15 protein-coding genes are annotated in these 18163 nt (G+C 71.6%); 10 read left to right on the top strand and 5 right to left on the bottom strand.

Annotated features, from left to right (window positions below; translation table 11 throughout):
• Window positions 1-3: 3 nt before the first annotated feature.
• A complete protein-coding gene (locus NP064_RS11410; protein WP_227569535.1) occupies window positions 4-144 on the top strand; it encodes a hypothetical protein in 141 nt (46 codons plus the stop codon).
• Here NP064_RS11410 and NP064_RS11405 read toward each other — a convergent pair.
• Genes NP064_RS11405 through NP064_RS11395 form a run of 3 tightly spaced genes read right to left on the bottom strand, consistent with a single transcriptional unit; the run spans window position 131 to window position 5114 of the window.
• Window positions 131-2089, bottom strand: a complete 1959-nt coding sequence (locus tag NP064_RS11405; RefSeq protein WP_227569536.1) for a glycosyltransferase family 2 protein — start codon at window positions 2087-2089, stop codon at window positions 131-133. The two genes, NP064_RS11410 and NP064_RS11405, sit on opposite strands and share 14 nt — an antisense overlap.
• A complete protein-coding gene (locus NP064_RS11400; protein WP_227569537.1) occupies window positions 2086-3900 on the bottom strand; it encodes a hypothetical protein in 1815 nt (604 codons plus the stop codon). The genes NP064_RS11405 and NP064_RS11400 overlap by 4 nt, the downstream gene beginning before the upstream one ends.
• Window positions 3897-5114: an NAD-dependent epimerase/dehydratase family protein gene (locus NP064_RS11395; RefSeq protein WP_227569538.1), complete on the bottom strand. Its 1218-nt coding sequence runs from the start codon at window positions 5112-5114 to the stop codon at window positions 3897-3899. Before NP064_RS11395 ends, NP064_RS11400 begins: the two co-directional genes overlap by 4 nt.
• Before the next feature lie 569 nt (window positions 5115-5683).
• On the opposite strand from NP064_RS11395, the gene NP064_RS11390 reads away from it, so the two are divergent.
• Complete coding sequence (locus tag NP064_RS11390) at window positions 5684-6073, top strand: hypothetical protein (RefSeq protein ID WP_227569539.1); 390 nt, start codon at window positions 5684-5686, stop codon at window positions 6071-6073.
• Window positions 6074-6425: 352 nt separating this feature from the next.
• The gene (locus tag NP064_RS11385; RefSeq protein ID WP_227569540.1) at window positions 6426-6614 is read left to right on the top strand and encodes a helix-hairpin-helix domain-containing protein; all 189 of its coding nucleotides are present in this window, start codon (window positions 6426-6428) and stop codon (window positions 6612-6614) included.
• 199 nt (window positions 6615-6813) lie between these two features.
• Here NP064_RS11385 and NP064_RS11380 read toward each other — a convergent pair whose 3' ends face one another.
• Complete coding sequence (locus NP064_RS11380) at window positions 6814-7272, bottom strand: MarR family winged helix-turn-helix transcriptional regulator (protein WP_227569541.1); 459 nt, start codon at window positions 7270-7272, stop codon at window positions 6814-6816.
• Between the two features lie 56 nt (window positions 7273-7328).
• On the opposite strand from NP064_RS11380, the gene NP064_RS11375 reads away from it, so the two are divergent.
• Window positions 7329-8507 (top strand): FAD-dependent monooxygenase, encoded by a 1179-nt coding sequence (locus NP064_RS11375; RefSeq protein WP_227569542.1) that lies wholly within the window; start codon window positions 7329-7331, stop codon window positions 8505-8507.
• A 17-nt stretch (window positions 8508-8524) separates the two neighbouring features.
• Here the strand turns inward: NP064_RS11375 and NP064_RS16725 are convergent, their stop codons facing one another.
• Window positions 8525-9658 carry a response regulator gene (locus NP064_RS16725; protein ID WP_348519202.1) on the bottom strand — a complete coding sequence of 378 codons (1134 nt, stop codon included), beginning with the start codon at window positions 9656-9658 and terminating at the stop codon, window positions 8525-8527.
• A 16-nt stretch (window positions 9659-9674) separates the two neighbouring features.
• On the opposite strand from NP064_RS16725, the gene NP064_RS11365 reads away from it, so the two are divergent.
• From NP064_RS11365 to NP064_RS11340, 6 genes are all read left to right on the top strand, one after another.
• Window positions 9675-11696, top strand: a complete 2022-nt coding sequence (locus NP064_RS11365; RefSeq protein WP_227569543.1) for a beta-galactosidase — start codon at window positions 9675-9677, stop codon at window positions 11694-11696.
• 29 nt (window positions 11697-11725) lie between these two features.
• Window positions 11726-12619 carry a carbohydrate ABC transporter permease gene (locus NP064_RS11360; protein WP_227569708.1) on the top strand — a complete coding sequence of 298 codons (894 nt, stop codon included), beginning with the start codon at window positions 11726-11728 and terminating at the stop codon, window positions 12617-12619.
• An 83-nt stretch (window positions 12620-12702) separates the two neighbouring features.
• Window positions 12703-13527 (top strand): carbohydrate ABC transporter permease, encoded by an 825-nt coding sequence (locus NP064_RS11355; RefSeq protein ID WP_372456376.1) that lies wholly within the window; start codon window positions 12703-12705, stop codon window positions 13525-13527.
• Window positions 13528-13597: 70 nt separating this feature from the next.
• Window positions 13598-14932, top strand: coding sequence for an ABC transporter substrate-binding protein (locus NP064_RS11350; RefSeq protein ID WP_227569545.1), 1335 nt, complete (start codon window positions 13598-13600; stop codon window positions 14930-14932).
• A 4-nt stretch (window positions 14933-14936) separates the two neighbouring features.
• Window positions 14937-17117 carry an alpha-galactosidase gene (locus NP064_RS11345; protein WP_227569546.1) on the top strand — a complete coding sequence of 727 codons (2181 nt, stop codon included), beginning with the start codon at window positions 14937-14939 and terminating at the stop codon, window positions 17115-17117.
• Complete coding sequence (locus tag NP064_RS11340) at window positions 17114-18130, top strand: LacI family DNA-binding transcriptional regulator (protein ID WP_227569547.1); 1017 nt, start codon at window positions 17114-17116, stop codon at window positions 18128-18130. Before NP064_RS11345 ends, NP064_RS11340 begins: the two co-directional genes overlap by 4 nt.
• The last annotated feature ends 33 nt before the right edge of the window (window positions 18131-18163 follow it).

Here is an 18163-nt window from a genome sequence, read left to right as displayed (position 1 = left end):
CGGGTGCTCGCCAAGAACGGGTTCCAGCGGTACGGCGTCGCACCGAAGTACCTGCAGATCAACGGGCGCTGGCAAGACCACATCCTGTTCCAGCGCATCGCCGACGGGCCGGCCGTGCGTCCGGGGGATCTCACCCGCCTGTAGGTGGAGGCGCCCTGTCGTCTGGTGGGCCTTGGCGGGGGGCGCCGGGACCCCGAGGTGGCGCCTCACCGGCTGGCGCAGGGGCCTCTCGCCGGCCCGGGGCCGCCAGCGGCGGGAACCGCAGGCTCAGCACCGCCGCGAGCGTGAAGTACCCGCGGATCAGTCGGAACACCAGGTACTCGGGGATGTAGAGCAACGCCTTGGGCTGACGCAGCAGGAGGCACACCACGATGGCGACCAGCGCCGGCAGCCCGATTCCCATGGCCACGACCGGCTGCCAGCGCAGACCCGCGAAGGTCCGCGGGAAGGCGCCGAGTACGAGGACTGCGAAGAGGAGGATAGGCAGGAGCATCGCGCGTCGGGCCGCGTTCAACAGCCCGAACGGCAGCACCACGGCGCCCGCCATCGACCTGGTCCGCAGCAGCTCGCGCCGGTTGTGGCCCGCCACGTGGTACGTGCTGCGGAACCACCGGGTCCGCTGCTCCCGCATGTGGGCCCAGGTGCGCGGCACCTCGGTGGAGTAGCGGGCACGTGGCTCGACGATGGAGCGGTATCCCATCGCGTTCAACCGCATGCCCACGTCGGTGTCCTCGCCGTTCATCCCCTGCTGGATGGGGCCGGCCTCGTCGAGGGCAGAGCGGCGGAAAGCGGTGAGCATGCCGGGCACCCCCACGATCCCGTCGTACCCCATCCGCGCGACCTGGAAGAAGGCGTGCCGCACGAGCACCTCGACGAGCCGCGCCCGGTCGAAGAACGTCTTCTCGTGAGCCGGCAGCGGCACGCCGCCCACGGCGCCGACGCGCGCGTCGGTGAAGTGCCGCATCGCGAGCGCGAGGCAGTCCTCCCCGATCACGACGTCGGCGTCGATCCGGACGACGAAGGGCTCGGTGATCCGGAGGAGGCCGTAGTTGAGCGCCTTCGCCTTGCCTGGCGTGTCGCAGCTGAGCATGGTCGCGGTCAGGTGGGTCGTGCGGGCGATCGCTCTCTGGGCGATCCGCGCCGTGTGGTCGATCGAGACGTTGTCGACCACGTAGAGGTGGACCGAGCCGGCATACACCCCGGCTGCGCGGTCGAGGGCGGCGATGGTCTCCGCGATGCCGTGTGCCTCATTGTGCGCGGGGATGAGCACCCCGACCGCGGGTGAGAACTCCGTCCGCCGCGACCGGGCGACCAGGACGACGCCGATCGCGCCCGCGATCAGCACGAGCAGCTGCTGGACCAGGAACACCCCGGGGCCCACCCCGCCGAGCAGGGCCAGGTCGCGCAGTCGCGTCACCCCGACCTCGAACCGTTGTGCGATCACGTCGGCGAGCACCACGGCGAGGGTCAGCGCGACCAGGAGCCGGACCCAGGCGCTGGGCGCGATCCGGCCCCGCCGCTGCGGGATGGGACCAGGATCGGGCAGCAGGGCATTGCGCAGGACCACCACGGGGAAGAGGCCCAGGCCGAGGATGGCCGCCGCCACCTGCTGTGCCGCCACTGGGATGGTGATCCCGGGAACCAGGTTGACCAGCACCGTCGCCAGGTCCACCGCCAGCGCGAGCAGCAGCAGGCCGCCGCACAGTTGGACGAGGACGAGCAGGCGGCGCCACAGGTTGGTGGCCAGGCTCAGGCTGAAGGCGACGAAGAAGATGAGGATGAACACCCGGACCGGGATCGCCGCACGGTCTCCCGGGCGCGCGAAGAGGACCAGGTCCCGGTTCCGCCCCACGTGCCCGAGGCTGACGAGCACCGTGATGACCAGCAGCACCAGCACGCTGAGCGCCACGAAGTACACGAGGAACCCGTTCACCGCTCGCGGGGGGCGGTCCACGCTGTACTCGATCGGCGCGCTGTCGACCGAGCGATAGTGCTCGACGACCGCGTCGGGGGCGTCGAGCTCGTCGAGATCTTCGAGCCGCGCGTCGACCGGCTCCGACGGACCCGGGGCCGGGCCTGACGCTCTCACCCCCCGTTCTCCGCCCGTGCCTGGTCGGGGTTCACCACCTGGCCGGCTGCGCTGACGGCGAACCCGCCGCCGTCTGCCGGGACCAGCCGGGCTCGCTCGCTGCTGTAGTCCGGGACGACGTCACCGGGCTCACCGACAGCGGTGAGCACCATCCCGGGCGTGCCGCCCGCACTCACGCACTGCAGCACGATCCCGTCCTCGAAGGAGGAGAGGTCGACGCCGGCCGAGGTGATCCTGCCGTCTGCCAGGGTGACCAGCGGGGAGACCTCGGGCGGCGGCGCTCCGAAGAGCAGGAACGGTCGAGTGCCGGCGGCGCCGTCCCAGGCGAATCCGGCGTCCTGCCGCCAGCCGCTGAACTCCGCAAGCGTCGGCACGAGCCCTCCCAGCGCCAGGACGGGGTCGTCGAGGACGGAACTGGGCAGGATGACGTCGAACCCCTCGGAGTACTGCGCGGGCACGGCGGTGAAGCCCGCGCCGGAGCCACCGAGCGTCAGTGCCGAGTCTCCCAGCAGTTGGACGTCGTAGGAGGTCTGGCGGACGTTGCACCCGCCGAGGTCCCGGTCGCGCACGAGCGTCACGACGAGCTCGTTGCGGACCGGCTGGGCGCCGACAGGCAGCTCGACCGCGACTGTCTGCCGGCCAGTGCCTGGCAGCGACACGCTGTCCACCAGCTCGTCGTCGAGGCGTACCTGCAGGAGCCATCGCGCGTCATCGCTGGTCGCTGGCACCACCATCGAGAGCTGCACCGACGTCGGCACGGTCCCTCCCGGCAGGTCGGCCAGCGAGTACGGCACGCGCCAGCTCCGGCGGTCCGTGATCTGCTGCACCGACGTGTCGACACCGAGCGTCTCGAGGCTCACCGTGCTGCCCCCTGCACGCTCGATCTGCTCGATCCTCGGGTCCGCCGCCCTGGAGTCAGCGATCGTCACGGCAGGCGTGGTGAGGAACAGCGGCACGACATCCGCTGTCGGGTCGACCACCCCGAGCAGGCTCTGCGCACCACGGTCTCCCACCCGCACCGCACCGTCGTCCGCGTCCGCGTCCCAGTCGAGGTCGGCGAGGGCGTCAGGAGGGCCGAGGAGGACCGGCGTGGCGCTGCTGTCCTCGTCCGGGACCGCCGCGGCGTACGAGACGGCGTGACCCTGCTGGGTGAGGAACGCGCCGAGTCGCGCAGCGCTCTCGAACCACTCCTGAGAGTCGGCCTCGGGCGACAGGACGAGGGCCACCTCGTGGTCCAGAGCCGCCACCACGTCTCGCACGGTGTGCAACCGCTCGTCGAGATTCCCCTGAACCCCCGTGCCCGTCGCGTCGAGCTCCACCAAGGCGCCCAGATCAGTGGTGATGTTGCACCGCTGCTGGTCGAGGCTGCCGGTGAGCCGGACCTGGACCCGGACGGCGCCATCCTCGACGGCCGACTCGGGCAGGTTGATGTCGGCCTTGAGTGCGTGGTCCCCGGCACGGAGCTCGTCGACGTACACCGGCTCGCCGTCGGCCAGCACACGCAAGAACACCGTGCTGGACTCGGCGACCTGCGTGGTCCCGCGGAGGGTGAGAACCGGGTCGCCGAGCGGGGAGTCGAGGGGCACCGGGACCGTGAAGGTCTGGGTGGCCGAGGTGTCGTCGCTGAGCCGGATCCCGCTCTCCTCCCCGATGTCGAGCAGGCTCGTGCGGAACGACAGGTCAGCGGGAACTGCCTCCCTGTCGCCCCGCAACCAGCCTGGCCGCAGGACGGCGACGCCGACGACCGCGAGGAGCACGAGCGCGAGGAACACGACGGCGCCCCGCGGCCACCACGCCCGCCGCTCGCTCACGAGGTGTCCTCCGCCGCCGCCGCCTCCTCCTCATCCGCCGCCGCCCGCCGCTCACGGTTCCAGTAGGAGACCGCGGGGATCTTCGACCGGTCACAGCGGTCGGCATAGCGCAGAGCGACCTCGGCCGACTCCCGCATGAGCCCCTCGCCGACGAGGATCGGGTCGAGACCGAGAGCCCGCAGGTTGTCGTTGTGCATGACGAGCTCGTTCTCGGCCGCCTCCCTGCGGGGGTTGGAGACGTGGACGACCGAGCCCCCGAACATCGACGCGATGATGCTCGCGAGGTCGGCGACGCGCAGCGTCTCAGCGAGCTGGTTCATGATCCGCACCCGCCCCCTGACCTGGTCCCCGGACTCGACGGCGAGGCGGACGCAACGGACGGAATCCGCGATGTTGATGAAGGCGCGCGTCTGCCCGCCGGTGCCGTGCACCGTGAGCGGGTAGCCGATCGCCGCCTGCATGAGGAACCGGTTGAGCACCGTCCCGAAGTCGCCGTCGTAGTCGAAACGGTTGACCAGCCGGTCGTCCAGCCGGGTGTCGTCCGTCTGGGTGCCCCAGACGATGCCCTGGTGCAGGTCTGTCACGCGGACCCTGTCGTACTCGGCGTAGAACTGGAACAGCAGCTGGTCCATCGACTTCGTCGTGTGGTAGACGCTGCCGGGCCTGGAGGGGTACAGGATCTCGCGCGTCACCGTGGCCCCGGTCCGGTCGGGGTAGCTCACCTCGAGGTATCCCTCAGGCATGTCGATCGGCACGGTCTCGTAGCCGTACACGCCGGTGGTCCCGAGGTGGATCAGGTGCGCGTCCAAGTCCGCCTCGACGAGGCCGGCGAGGAGGTTGTGGGTCCCGTTGATGTTGTTGTCGACCGTGTACCGCTTGTGGGCGCTGTCCTTCATCGAGTACGGCGCCGAGCGCTGCTCGGCGAAATGGACGATGCAGTCGGGTCGGAACCGGTCCAGCAGCGCGAGCACAGGGTCGTACTCGTGCGCCACGTCGATGTTCTCGTATCCGATCTGGGCCCCGGTCGCGTCGTGCCAGGCGACCAGACGCTCCTCGATCGGCCTGATCGGGGTCAACGACTGGACCCCCAGCTCCTCGTCCATGCGCCGCCGGACGAGGTTGTCGACGATCGTCACCTCGTGCCCAGCCCTGGAAAGGTGCAGCGCGCTGGGCCACCCACAGAACCCATCCCCGCCGAAGACGAGAACCCTCATGATCGCCCCCGCAGCCGATTCGTCAGTTCCGAACGGCAGTCCGTCGTTTCACCGTAGGCGCGGGGGGCGGGTTCGGCACCCGCGGGCGATCAGGACGAGGCGAGCTGGTCGAGCAGCCGCACGACGTCCAGCGCGCCCGGCCTCGACGGGCGGTCCGGTCCGGAGGCCGGCGCAGGAACTGCCATCATCGGAAGACCTGAACGTCCTGCAGAACGACCCGCTTCACGGCCGTCGAGCTCCCGCTGACAGAGTTTCGCTCGCGTTGGTTGCCCGGCTTAGGACGGGACGGCATCCGGGTCGGCGTGCACTGGTCCGGGGGCCGGCCGAGACCGGCTACGACCTGGTCGCAGCCGACGTCGAGCTCAACCTCTTGGCGGCGATGGAGCGAGGCGTGACCGGCTGACGGGTCGCCGACGGCAACGCAGATCTCCCCGACTCCTGGCATCGACCAGCACGCGGGCCGGTTCCGCGCGCGGTGGGCGGCCATTGGTCCCATCAAGATCGATCCCGGGCGGACGAATGGAGGTGAACGGCGGCGCCCCCGGCCGCCATCCACGAAGGAGTCGAAGATGCCTTACATCGTGAAGCCGACGTCGTACGGGTACCACGGGACGTTCATCGCCCCGTTCCCCCCTGCCGAGGCCCGCGCCTGGTTCACCGAGCTCAAGCGCGTGCTTCCCCCGACGCCGCGGCCTTTCGGCCAAATGATCGACGCGCGCGAGCAGAAGATCCAGGATCCGGACACCGTGCCGATCGTCGCGGATGCGCAGCGTTGGCTCCAGGAGCAGGGCATGAACCGCTCAGCCGTGGTCCTCTCGAGCGCCGTCCTGAAGCTGAACCTCACCCGTATGTCCAAGGAGACGGGCGTCATCGCATACGAGCGCTACTTCGACGGCACCGACCCGAGCTGGGAGGCCAAGGCGATGGCGTGGCTCACCCAGGGCGTCGAGCCCGGCTGAGTCTCGCCGACCGCCTGGCCCACCGGACGTGCCGGCAGCCCATCTCGTGTGGGGCAGGCGGGCGTCGCCTCAGGGCTGGATCGACGTGCAGAACCCATCGAGGACCGCCAGCAGGCTGGCGGTCCTCGATGGGCGGTCATGGTGATCGTCGTGCAGGCGCCTTCGAACGCCTCAGCGAGGCCTCAGGTCGTGCGGGCGCACAGCACCGCCCAGGTCACCCGCGCCGGTTGGCCCACCGCCGTGAGACGTCCATGAGGGCGAGCCCGAGGGCCAGCAGCACGGAGCCTGCGGCGGCTTCGGGGTGGGGTGGTGGTCTTGCGATGCGGCCGATTCGCTGCGAATGATGGGCCGCATGTCCGACCCGGCCGCACCGTTGCCGACGAATCTCGGCCGTCCAGCAACCCGGGCCTTCGAGGCGGCCGGGTACCGCTCGCTTGCCGACCTCGAAGGGGCCAGCGAGCAGGAGCTCCTCGCCCTTCACGGGGTGGGCCCGCGGGCAATCAAGATCCTGCGGGAGCGAGGGGTGGCACTCGCGCCCTGATGGCGCGGATCACCAGGCGGCGGGTGGGCCGCCCGGACGGGTCACGCGCGGACGCCCGCCTTGAGCCGCCGCCGCAGCGTGGGGACGCCTGGTCCGTCGAGCTCGTCGAGGTCGGCGGTACGGCCGGCCATGCTCATGGCCAGTGCCAGGGTCGGCCCGGTGACCAGCGGGCCGGCGCCCGCCGCGAACGACGGTGCGGTCAGCGGGTCTCGAGGCGCGCGCGGAGGCGATCGGTGAGCTCGCGCAAGTCGTCGAGCAGTCCACTCACCCGTTCTAGGTCGTCGACGGTGAGCCGGTCGAGCAGGGCAGCGCCCTCGTCGACGAGCGGGCGGTAGACCTCCCATGTCGCAGCCCGCCCCGCGTCGGTCATCTGCACGAGGACGTGCCGGCGGTCTGTTGCCGACCGCACGCGCTCGACCAGCCCTTTGCGCTCGAGCCGGTCGATGAGTGCTGTCGTCGCGGCGGGCCGCAGACCGGTCGCGGAGGCGAGCTGGCCCGCGGTCCTCGGCTCGTCGACCAGCCAGTCGAGGCAGCGCAGGTCGGTCGGGCCGACGCCGAGGCGTCGGCCCGCGGCGTCGTCGTAGGCCTGGACGCTGCGCTGGTAACGCTGGAGGGCGTCCCCGACCGCAGTCGTCGCCTCTTGACGTGACCCAGTCATCCGCCTAGCCTTTCGATTATCGAATCATACGGATTTCGTAAGGAAAGGATAGCGCCATGAGGGCAGTCGTCGTGGGAGGTGGCGTCGCTGGGCCGGCCGTCGGCCTCGCGCTGCACCGTGCAGGGATCGAGTCCGTCGTGCTCGAGCGCCGGGCCGTGGTGGATGCCGGGGAAGGCTCGTACCTGACCGTGGCGCCCAACGGGCTCGACGCGCTCGCGACCCTCGGCTCACGGGAAGCCGTCGAGCGCGAGGGGTTCCGCACGCGGAGCAACATCATGCAGGGCGCGTCCGGGCGCCGTCTCGGCCAACTCTCGCTCGCGGGGACGCTAGCCCGCGACACGGGCGCGCTCACGCTGCGGCGGTCACGGCTCGCCGCCACCCTCACCACGCGCGCGCAGCGCAGCGGTGTCGAGGTGCGCCTCGGCGCGCGCGTCGCCCGTGTCGAGCCGGGAGCCGCAGTCCTCGACGATGGCGACCGGGTCCGCGCCGACGTCATCATCGGAGCGGACGGAGTGCACTCGCTCGTGCGGAGCGCCATCGACCCGGAGGCTCCCGCTGGCCGCTACGTCGGCCTCACGAACTTCGGCGGCGTCACACGCGGCACGCCCCTGGCGCGCACGCTCCCATCCGAAGCGTGGCTCCTCGTGTTCGGCGCGCGCGCCTTCTTTGGTGCGCACCCCACCCCGGACGGCGATGTCATCTGGTTCGTCAACGTCCCGCGCCCGCTGATCAGCCGCCAGGAGCGCGCCGCGACGACTGAGACGCAGTGGCACGAGCACCTGCACGAGCTCCTGCGCGACGACGCAGGACCAGCCGGCGAGCTCATCGCGCACGGGGAGCTCGAACTCGCGGGGGACAACACCATCGACCTCCCGCACGTCCCGACCTGGTCCCGCGACGGCATGGTGGTCGTCGGCGACGCGGCGCACGCGCCATCCCCGAGCTCGGGGCAAGGGGCGTCGCTCGCGCTGGAGGACTCGGTGGTCCTCGCCCAGGCGCTGCGCGACGCCCCGGACGTGCCCACTGCGCTCGCGGCTTACGAGCGTGTGCGCCGCCCTCGGGTGGAGCGGGTGGTCGCCGCCGGGGCGCGCAGCGGCAAGACCAAGGTCGCCGGGCCCATTGGCCGACGTCTCCAAGACCTCCTCATGCCGCTCGTCTTTCGTCTGCTCGTGACCGACCGCAGCACCGCGTGGATGTACGACCATCGCATCCCGTGGGACGACCGCGTGGCGTGACCCGACCGAGCGCCGGGTCAGGTCACCAGCCCTGTGCGGTACGCGTGCACGACCGCCTGCGCCCGGTCCCGCAGGTCGAGCTTGGTGAGGATCCGCGAGACGTAGGTCTTGATGGTCTCGTGGCTGATGACGAGCCCCGCGGCGATCTCGCTGTTGGACAGGCCGCTCGCGATGAGCCGCAGCACCTCCAGCTCGCGCGCGGTCAGCGGGCTGTCCCCGGGCGTGCTCGCCCGCGGCGTGATCCGGCTGGCGTACTTGCCGACGAGCTGGCGGGTGACCTCGGGGGCGAGCAGTGCGGCGCCAGAGGCGACGGTGCGGATTCCGTGGAGCAGCTGGGCCGGGGGAGTGTCCTTGAGCAGGAACCCGCTGGCGCCGGCGCGTAGCGCCTCGTACACGTACTCGTCGAGGTTGAACGTCGTGACCGCGAGCACCTTGACCGGATTGGCCACCCCGGCGCCGGCGAGCAGGCGGGTGGCATCGATGCCGTCGAGCACGGGCATCCGGACGTCCATGACCACGACGTCCGGCTTCACCCGGGCGGCGAGGTCGACCGCCGCGCGTCCGTCGCCGCACTCGCCGACCACCACGAGGCCGGGCTGGGCGCCGATGATCGTGGCGAACCCGGTGCGGATGAGCGCCTGGTCGTCGCAGACCAGCACCCGGATCGGCTCCGTCATGAGGGGATACCGGCGGGGATTGCGCGCTCGGACCACGAAGCCGCCATCCGCCTTGCGCTGCGCGGTGAAGTCCCCGCTGAGGATGTCGACCCGCTCCCGCAGGCCCGCGAGGCCGCGCTCGCCGCCGTCGGGGGGCGCGGATCGTGCCCCGGTCCCGTCGGTGCTGACCTGCACGGTGATCTCCTTCTCGCTGTGGCGTACGCGCACGGTGGTGCGGCTGCCGCGGGCGTGCTTGAGGGCGTTCGTCAGGGCTTCCTGGACCACCCGGTGGGCCGCGACCTCGGCGCTGCCGGCGGCCTGGGGGACGGCGACGGTCTCGGCCGGTGCTGTTGGGCGGAGATCGGCAGTTCGGGGCTGTTGACACGAAATCGCCCTACTGCCTAGTGTGTGCACGTTCACACAATCTCGACGGCGAGATCGCGTGGCGCAATGTGTGCACGTGCACACAATTCGCGTCCCCGGCTCCCGGCGCATGACGGGCAGGGAGCACATGGACTCGCCGGAAGTCGTCCTCGGTACCGGGGGCACCACGCGCGGCATCGCGTTCGGATGCGATTACAACCCTGAGCAGTGGGACCGAGACGTGTGGCGCGAGGACGTCCGGCTCATGCGCGAGGCCGGTGTCGACCTCGTCGCCGTCAACATCTTCGGCTGGTCGCACATCGAGCCCCGCCCGGGGGAGCACGACTGGTCCGGCCTCGACGAGGTCGTCGACCTGCTCCACGCGAACGGCATCCGGGTCAACCTCGGCACCGGCACGTCCTCGCCGCCGCCGTGGCTCACGACGCTGCACCCCGAGATCCTCCCGGTCGCGGTGGACGGCACGACCCGCTGGCCGGGCGGACGCCAGGCGTGGTGCCCGAGCTCGGCCGAGTTCCGCCGTCGCGCGCTCGCGCTCGTCGGCCAGGTCGCGAAGCGGTACGGCGAGCACCCCGCGGTCGCGCTGTGGCACGTGTCCAACGAGCTCGGCTGCCACAACGCGCTGTGCTACTGCGACGAGTCCGCCGCGGCGTTCCGGATCTGGCTCGAGCGCCGCTACGGCACGGTGGACGCGCTCAACGCCGCGTGGGGGACGAGTTTCTGGAGCCAGCGCTATGCGGACTGGGCAGAGGTCCTGCCGCCGCGGGCCACGATCTCGCTCGGCAACCCCGCCCAATCCGTCGACTTCCACCGCTTCAGCTCGGACGCGCTGCTCGACCACCACCGCGCCGAGGCGGAGGTGCTCCGGCGGCACTCGAACATCCCCGTGACGACGAACTTCATGGTGACCGCGCACATCCGCAACCTCGACTACTGGTCCTGGGCGCCCGAGATGGACGTCATCGCCAACGACCACTACCTCGACCACCGGCTCGAGGACCCGCGCGCCGAGCTGTCGTTCGCGGCCGACCTGACGCGCGGGCTCGCCGGGGGAGCGCCGTGGCTGCTGATGGAGCAGTCGACCGGCGCCGTGAACTGGCAGCCGGTCAACGTGGCCAAGGAGCCGGGCCAGATGACCCGCAACTCGCTCACGCACGTGGCCCGCGGCGCGGACGGCATCTGCTTCTTCCAGTGGCGCGCGTCGACCCAGGGCGCCGAGAAGTTCCACTCGGCGCTCGTCCCGCACGCCGGCACGGACACTGAGGTGTGGCGTGAGGTCGTCGAGCTCAGCGCGACGCTCGACCGGCTCGACGAGGTCGCGGGCACCCGCGTGGTCGCCGACACCGCGCTGCTGTTCAGCTGGGAGTCCTGGTGGGCCGCCGACGGCGACGCGCGCCCGTCGCACGCCGTCGGGTACCTCGACCAGGTGCACGCCGCCTACCGGGCCCTGCACGAGCTGGGCGTGACGGTCGACGTCCTCGGGCCCGACAGTGACCTGACCGGGTATCGGCTCGTCGTCGTCCCCTCGCTGCACATGGTCTCGGACGCGCAGGCGGCGCGGGTCAGCGCGCACGTCGAGGCGGGTGGGCACGCGGTCGTCACGTTCAACTCGGGCATCGTCGACCAGGACGACAGGGTGCGGCTCGGCGGGTACCCGGGGGCCTTCCGGGACCTGCTCGGCGTCGTCGGCGAGGAGTTCGTTCCGCTGCTGCCCGGGCGCCGGGTCACGCTCGACACCGGTGCGCACGCGTCGCTGTGGACCGAGCGGCTCCGGACGACCGACGCGGCCGTCGTCGCCTCCTACGCCGACGGTCCGCTCGCCGGGGCGCCGGCCGTCACGCGGGCCCACCGCGGCGCCGGGGCCGCCTGGTACATCGCGACAGCGCTCGACGCCCCCGACCTGCGCGACGTCATGCGCTCCGCGGTGGCCGGCGCCGGTGTCACGGCGACCGGCCCCGAGAGCGACGGGTCGGTCGAGGTCGTGCGCCGCGTGGGTGGCGGTCGCGGCTACGTGTTCGTCATCAACCACTCGCACCGTGATCTCGAGCACCCGGTCACAGGGCACGAGCTCGTCACCGACCGACCCGCCGCAGGCCTCGTCCACGTCCCCGCCGGAAGCGTGCGGGTCGTCCGAGAGGACACACCAGCATGACGAGCACGCAGACCCTCGACCCCGCCCCGATGCGCGACGCGCAGCCTCGGCGCCGCCTCCCCGTCCCGCACAAGCGCGCGATCGCGTTCTTCGTGCTGCCGTTCGGGGTGCTGTTCGCGCTGTTCTACGCGCTGCCCGTCGGGTACGCGGTGTGGCAGTCGCTCCTCGTCGTCGAGCGCGAGGGCACGTTCGGCGCCGCGCGGGAGGTGTTCGGCGGGCTCACGCAGTACGCCCAGGTGTTCCAGAACGGTCCGTTCTGGTCTTCTGTCGGGCGCGTCCTCGCCTTCGGAGTGGTCCAGGTCCCCGTGATGCTCGTGCTCGCGCTCGTGTTCGCGCTGCTGCTCGACTCGCCGCTGCTGCGCGGCAAACGGTTCTTCCGGCTCGCGTTCTTCGTGCCGTACGCGGTGCCCGGCGTCGTCGCGGCGATCATGTGGGGCTTCCTGTACTCCCCGAACCTCTCGCCGTTCACGGCCGTGACCGAGCGGGTCGACCTGCTCTCCGCGGACCTCGTGCTGTGGGCCATGGCGAACGTCGTCACGTGGGTCTACATCGGCTACAACATGCTGATCATCTACTCCTCGCTGCTGTCGATCCCCAGCGAGGTGTACGAGGCGGCGCGGCTCGACGGCGCGGGGCATCTGCGGATCGCGTGGTCGATCAAGATCCCGCTGGTCATCCCCGCGATCGTGCTCACGACGGTCTTCTCGATCATCGGCACCCTCCAGCTGCTCGCCGAGCCCCAGGTGTTCCGCTCGTTCAGCTCCGCGGTGACGAGCACGTTCACCCCGAACCTCACCGTCTACTCGACGTCGTCCGTGCCGAACTTCAACCTCGCCGCGGCGTTCTCGGTGGTGCTCGCGCTCGCGACGTTCGTGCTCTCGTTCACGTTCCTCAAGCTGACCCAGAAGAAGGGCGTCCAGTGAGCGCCGTCGTCCGCACCACCCCCTCGCCCGCGGCCTCCCGAGGCGTCACGCCCGGGACCCAGCGGGGCGCCCAGGAGAGCCTGTTGTCGCGCGCCGGGGCGATGCTCGTGATGGGCGTCTTCACGCTCTACTTCCTCGCCCCCATCTGGTGGCTGATCGTCTCGGCGACCAAGGACCGCGGGCAGTTCACCAGCACGAACCCGCTGTGGTTCGCCGACATGAACCTCGCCGAGAACGTCTCCGCGCTGCTGCGCTACGACGGCGGCATCTTCGTGCGGTGGATCGGCAACTCGCTCGCCTACACCGCGGGCGGCGCGTTCCTCGGCACAGTGCTCGCCGCGATGTGCGGGTACGCCCTCGCGAAGTACCGGTTCCGCGGCCGGGACCTGCTGTTCAACGTGGTCCTGGGCGGCGTCCTCGTCCCCGCGACGGCCCTGGCGCTCCCGCTCTTCCTGATCTTCAGCCAGGTCCAGCTGACCAACACGTTCTGGGCGGTCTTCCTGCCGAGCCTGGTGAGCCCGTTCGGGGTGTACCTGACCAAGATCTACGCCGCGGCGAGCGTCCCCGAGGAGCTGCTCGAGGCCGCGCGGCTCGACGGGTCGAGCGAGGTCCGCACGTTCTTCACCGTCTCGGTGCGGCTCATGCTCCCCGCCCTCGTCACCGTGTTCCTGTTCCAGTTCGTCGCGATCTGGAACAACTTCTTCCTGCCGCTCATCATGCTCCGCGACGAGGCCGTGTTCCCCGTGACGCTCGGCCTCTACTCCTGGAACACCCAGGTGAATCAGATCCCCGAGCTGCGCGGTCACGTGCTCGTCGGGGCCCTCCTCGCGATCATCCCGCTGATCGTCGTCTTCCTGCTGCTGCAGCGCTTCTGGCGCAACGGGCTCGGAGCCGGCTCGGTGAAGTGACCGCTCGTCGTTCGACCGCCTGCTGCCCGGCAGCACCCTGCCGGGCTCCCCTCCACAAATAAGGACAACCATGCGTCTCACCAAGGCCGCCAGCGTCGGCGCCCTCACCGCGGTCGCCCTGCTCGTCGCCGGCTGCTCGTCATCGTCCGATGGAGCCTCCTCCGGGGGGGACGCCGCGGGCGCCTGCGAGCCGTCGGACGGCGATGTCGAGCTCACGTTCACGACGTGGATCCCCGGCATCGAGGAGGTCGTCGACGTCTGGAACGGGGCGAACCCCGATATCCAGGTGACCGTGCAGACCGGGCCCAACGGCAACGGCGGCACGTACCAGAACTTCTTCAACCAGCTCAAGGCCGGAAACGCGCCCGACCTCGGGCAGATCGAGTACGACGCACTGCCGAACTTCCGCGTCCAGGACGGGCTCACCGACCTCGGCGTGTGCGCCGACGTCATAGCCGCGCAGGGCGACTTCGTCGACTGGACCTGGGACCAGGTGAGCTTCGGCGAGGACGGGCACGCGTACGCCGTCCCGCAGGACGCCGGCCCAATGGCGCTCTTCTACCGCGCCGACCTGTTCGAGGCGAACGGCATCGCCGTCCCCACGACGTGGGCCGAGTACGCCGCCGCGGCCGAGAAGGTCAAGGCGGCCGGCGGGTACATCACGAACTTCTCGCAGAGCGACGTCAACCAGTTCGCGGGGCTCGTCTGGCAGGCGGGCGGCACCTGGTTCTCCAACGACGGCGACGAATGGGGCGTCGACTTGGCGGGCACGGAGTCCACGCAGGTCGCCGAGTACTGGCAGGACCTCATCGACAGGGACCTCGTCTCGAGCGTCCCGCCGTGGACGAGCGAGTGGGACAACGCCTACAACACGGGCGCCGCGTGGACGTGGGTCTCGGCGGTGTGGGGCGCCAACTCGATCTCGAGCGGCGCCCCCGACACCACCGGCAAGTGGGCCGTCGCGCCCATGCCGCAGTGGGAGGCCGGTGACGAGGCCGCCGGCAACTGGGGCGGCTCGTCCACCGCGGTCTTCCGCGGCACGGAGCACATCTACGAGGCGGCGAAGTTCGCGCTGTGGCTCAACACGTCCGACGAGGCGCTCACGCTGCTGAACAAGGGCGCGAACCTCTACCCGGCGACGAAGGCCGGCGCGGACCTGCCGGCGCTCGCGGAGGGCGTCGAGTTCTACGGCGGCCAGGCCATCTACGACGTGTTCGCCGAGGCGTCGACGCAGGTGCCCGCCGGCTTCACGTGGGGCCCGACGATGACGCAGGTCTACGCGGACGTCTCCGACGGTTTCAAGGGCGCGGTCTCCGGTTCGGGGACGCTGCTCGCGTCGCTCGAGCAGGCGCAGGGATCCACGATCTCGACGCTCGAGTCCCAGTCCATCCCCGTCGCCAAGTGACCGCATGATCCAGCACCTGCGCGCAGCAGGGTCGAGCCTCGTGCTCGACGTCCCGGTGCAGGGCGGTGGGGGCCTTCCCGCCGTCCTGCACTGGGGGCGTGACCTGGGCCCGCTCGACGACGACGCCCTCGCCGGGCTCGCCGCCGCGCTGGTCCCGGCCGTCCCGCCGAGCGCGATCGACACCCCGCTGCGCCTGACGATCCTGCCGACCCGCGAGCAGGGGTGGACGGGGCGCCCGGGATTCGAAGGCTTCTGGTCGGGGTCGGGGTCGGGGTCGGGGTCGGGGGAGCCGGCGGCCGCGCTCGTCCTGGTCGGCGCCGAGCCCGTGGGCGACCGCGGGGTCCGGCTGCGCCTCGGCGACGCCGCGGGCGGGCTCGCCGTGACGACCGACGCCGAGCTCACCGAGCACGGCGTCCTCCGCGTTCGCAGCACGCTGGAGAACCGCAGTGACGACACGTTCGTGCTGGGCTCGCTCGACGCGACCCTCCCGGTGCCGGACCGCGCCCGCGAGGTGCTCGACTTCACCGGCCTGTGGGCGCACGAGCGGCGCCCGCAGCGCATGCCTCTCGGCCACGGCGCCTGGACGCGCGAGACGCGTCACGGCCGGCCCGGCCACGACGACCCCTTCCTCGTGGTCGCGGGGACGCCCGGGTTCGGGTTCCGCACGGGGGAGGTCTGGGCGACTCATGTCGCATGGAGCGGCGATAGGCGCCAGTGGGCCGAGCGCCACGCCCTGGGGCGCACGCTCCTGGGCGGCGGCGAGCTGCTCGCGCCCGGGGAGGTGCGGCTCGCGCCGGGGGAGCGGTACTCCGCGCCGTGGCTCGTCGCGGCATGGTCCGACTCGGGGCTCGACGGCTTGTCCGACCGGTTCCACCCATGGATCCGGTCCTGGTCGACGATCCGGCGCGCCCGACCGGTCGTGCTCAACACGTGGGAGGCCGTCTACTTCGACCACGACCACGCGACCCTCGACCGCCTGGTCGATGCCGCAGCGGATGTGGGCGTCGAGCGGTTCGTGCTCGACGACGGGTGGTTCACCGGCCGCACCGACGCCACGCGGGCACTCGGCGACTGGGCCGTCGACCCGGTCGCGTGGCCGGACGGCCTGCACCCGCTCGTCGAACGCGTCCACGCGCGCGGCATGGAGCTCGGGCTCTGGGTCGAGCCCGAGATGGTCAGCCCGGACTCCGACCTCGCACGTGCCCACCCTGACTGGATAGTGGGCGGCGAGAACCTGCCGACGTGGCGCGACCAGCGCACGCTCGACCTCGGCCACCCCGGCGCGTACGCGCACGTGCGTGAAGCCCTCGCCGCGCTGCTCGACGAGTACCCGATCACCTCCCTCAAGTGGGACCACAACCGCGACCTGCTGCACGGCTCGGCCCACCGCCAGACGACCGCGCTCTACCGGCTGATCGACGAGCTCCGCGCGCGGTTCCCCGCAGTCGAGATCGAGTCGTGCGCGTCTGGGGGAGCCCGCATCGACCTGGGGATCCTCGAGCGCGTCGACAGGGTGTGGACCTCCGACACGAACGACCCGCTCGAACGCCAGAGCATCCAGCGCTGGACCGGCGTGCTCGTGCCGCCCGAGTACCTGGGCGGCCACCTCGGGGCGCCGCGGGCGCACACGACCGGCCGTGTCTCGACCACCGGGTTCCGATGCGCGACGGCCATGTTCGGCAGCGCCGGGATCGAGTGGGACCTCACCCGCGCGAGCGCCGACGAGCTCGACGAGGTCCGGTCCTGGGTCGCCGAGCACGTGGCCCGACGCGGACTGCTCCACTCAGGGCGGGTCGTGCGCGCCGACAGCGCGGACCCGGGCGCCCTGGTGCACGGCGTCGTCGCCCCCGACGGCGGCAAGGCGCTGTTCGCGGTCGTCGCCCTCACGGCAGCGGAAGCGGCGCTGCCAGCCCCGGTGCGCCTCGTCGGGCTCGACCCGGAGCGCGTCTACCGCGTGCGGACCGTTGGCGCCGCTCCGCTGCTCGTGCAGGCCGCGCCCCCACCATGGCTCGCATGCGGCGAGGTCACACTGCCCGGACGGGTCCTCGTCGAGACCGGGCTGGCCGCGCTGCTGCTCGCCCCCGAGAATGCGGTCCTGCTCGCGGTCGACGCGGTCGACGCGGTCGGCGCGCTCGACCCGCTCGGCCCGGTCGCGGCGCCCGACGACGTTACATTCAGCGCATGACTCATCCGGGCCGGCGCCGTGCCACGATCCACGATGTCGCCGCCGAGGCGGGGGTCTCGAGAGGAACTGTGTCCCGGCTGCTCAACGGCACGTCATACGTCTCCTCGGAGGCGCGGGAGGCCATCGAGAAGGCCATCGCCAAGGTCGGCTACGTGCAGAACACGGCGGCGCGCAACCTCGTGACCCAGCGCTCGCGGGCAGTCGGCTTCCTGGTCCACGAACCGCACGAGCTGTTCCTTGACGACCCGAACATCGGCGCCATCCTGTTGGGCGCCAACGAGGTGGTCTCCGAGGCGGACTTCCAGCTCGTGGTGCTCGTGCTGGACTCCGAGCGCGACAGCCAGCGCGTCGCCGACTACCTGCGCGGCGGGTTCGTCGACGGCGCGGTGCTCGTCTCCGCTCGCCAGCACGACACCATCGCGGGGGCGGTCGAGCGGCTCGGGCTGCCCGCGGTGTTCATCGGGCACCCGCCGGGGCATCCTGCGATCCCGTACGTCGGCATCGACAACCGCTCGGCGGCTCGCTCGGTGACGCAGGAGCTGCTCGCGACGGGCCGGGAGCGAGTGGCGATGGTCGCGTGCGCGCTCGACCGCGACTCCGGCTCCGACCGGCTCGCCGGGTTCCGCGACGCGCTCGGCGAGCGGTTCGACCCCCGGCTCGTCGTCGACCACCTCCTGTACTCGTACGCGAGCGGCCTCGAGGGCGCCCGGGAGCTGCTGCGACGCGAGCCGGCGATCGACGGCATCTTCGCGGCGTCGGACGCGGTCGCCGCGGGGGTGCTCGAGGCGCTGCGCGAAGCCGGGCGCTCGGTGCCGGGCGACGTCGGCGTCGTCGGGTTCGACGACAGCGCGTGGGCGGTGCGGTGCGTGCCCGCGCTCTCGACCGTGCGCCAACCCGCGCGCCTGATGGGCCGACGCGCCGCGGAGATCGTGCTCGGGCAGATCCAGGGCGCCGAGGTGGAGCCCGGGGGCGCGCTGCTCGACACCGAGGTGGTCTGGCGCGCGTCGGCGTGACGATGCCGCGGGCGCAGGCTGGTCAGCGCGCCC

This window comes from Cellulomonas chengniuliangii (assembly GCF_024508335.1).
In the GTDB taxonomy this organism is placed as follows: Bacteria; Actinomycetota; Actinomycetes; order Actinomycetales; family Cellulomonadaceae; genus Cellulomonas_A; species Cellulomonas_A chengniuliangii.
This window is presented reverse-complemented; position numbering and strand designations above follow the sequence as displayed.

Coding starts and splice junctions, on each gene's coding strand:
- NP064_RS11395 (WP_227569538.1), bottom strand. CDS start 5,114: ATGAGGGTTCTCGTCTTCGGCGGGGATGGGTTCTGTGGGTGGCCCAGC.
- NP064_RS11390 (WP_227569539.1), top strand. CDS start 5,684: ATGCCTTACATCGTGAAGCCGACGTCGTACGGGTACCACGGGACGTTC.
- NP064_RS11385 (WP_227569540.1), top strand. CDS start 6,426: ATGTCCGACCCGGCCGCACCGTTGCCGACGAATCTCGGCCGTCCAGCA.
- NP064_RS11380 (WP_227569541.1), bottom strand. CDS start 7,272: ATGACTGGGTCACGTCAAGAGGCGACGACTGCGGTCGGGGACGCCCTC.
- NP064_RS11375 (WP_227569542.1), top strand. CDS start 7,329: ATGAGGGCAGTCGTCGTGGGAGGTGGCGTCGCTGGGCCGGCCGTCGGC.
- NP064_RS16725 (WP_348519202.1), bottom strand. CDS start 9,658: ATGCGCCGGGAGCCGGGGACGCGAATTGTGTGCACGTGCACACATTGC.
- NP064_RS11365 (WP_227569543.1), top strand. CDS start 9,675: ATGGACTCGCCGGAAGTCGTCCTCGGTACCGGGGGCACCACGCGCGGC.
- NP064_RS11360 (WP_227569708.1), top strand. CDS start 11,726: ATGCGCGACGCGCAGCCTCGGCGCCGCCTCCCCGTCCCGCACAAGCGC.
- NP064_RS11350 (WP_227569545.1), top strand. CDS start 13,598: ATGCGTCTCACCAAGGCCGCCAGCGTCGGCGCCCTCACCGCGGTCGCC.
- NP064_RS11345 (WP_227569546.1), top strand. CDS start 14,937: ATGATCCAGCACCTGCGCGCAGCAGGGTCGAGCCTCGTGCTCGACGTC.
- NP064_RS11340 (WP_227569547.1), top strand. CDS start 17,114: ATGACTCATCCGGGCCGGCGCCGTGCCACGATCCACGATGTCGCCGCC.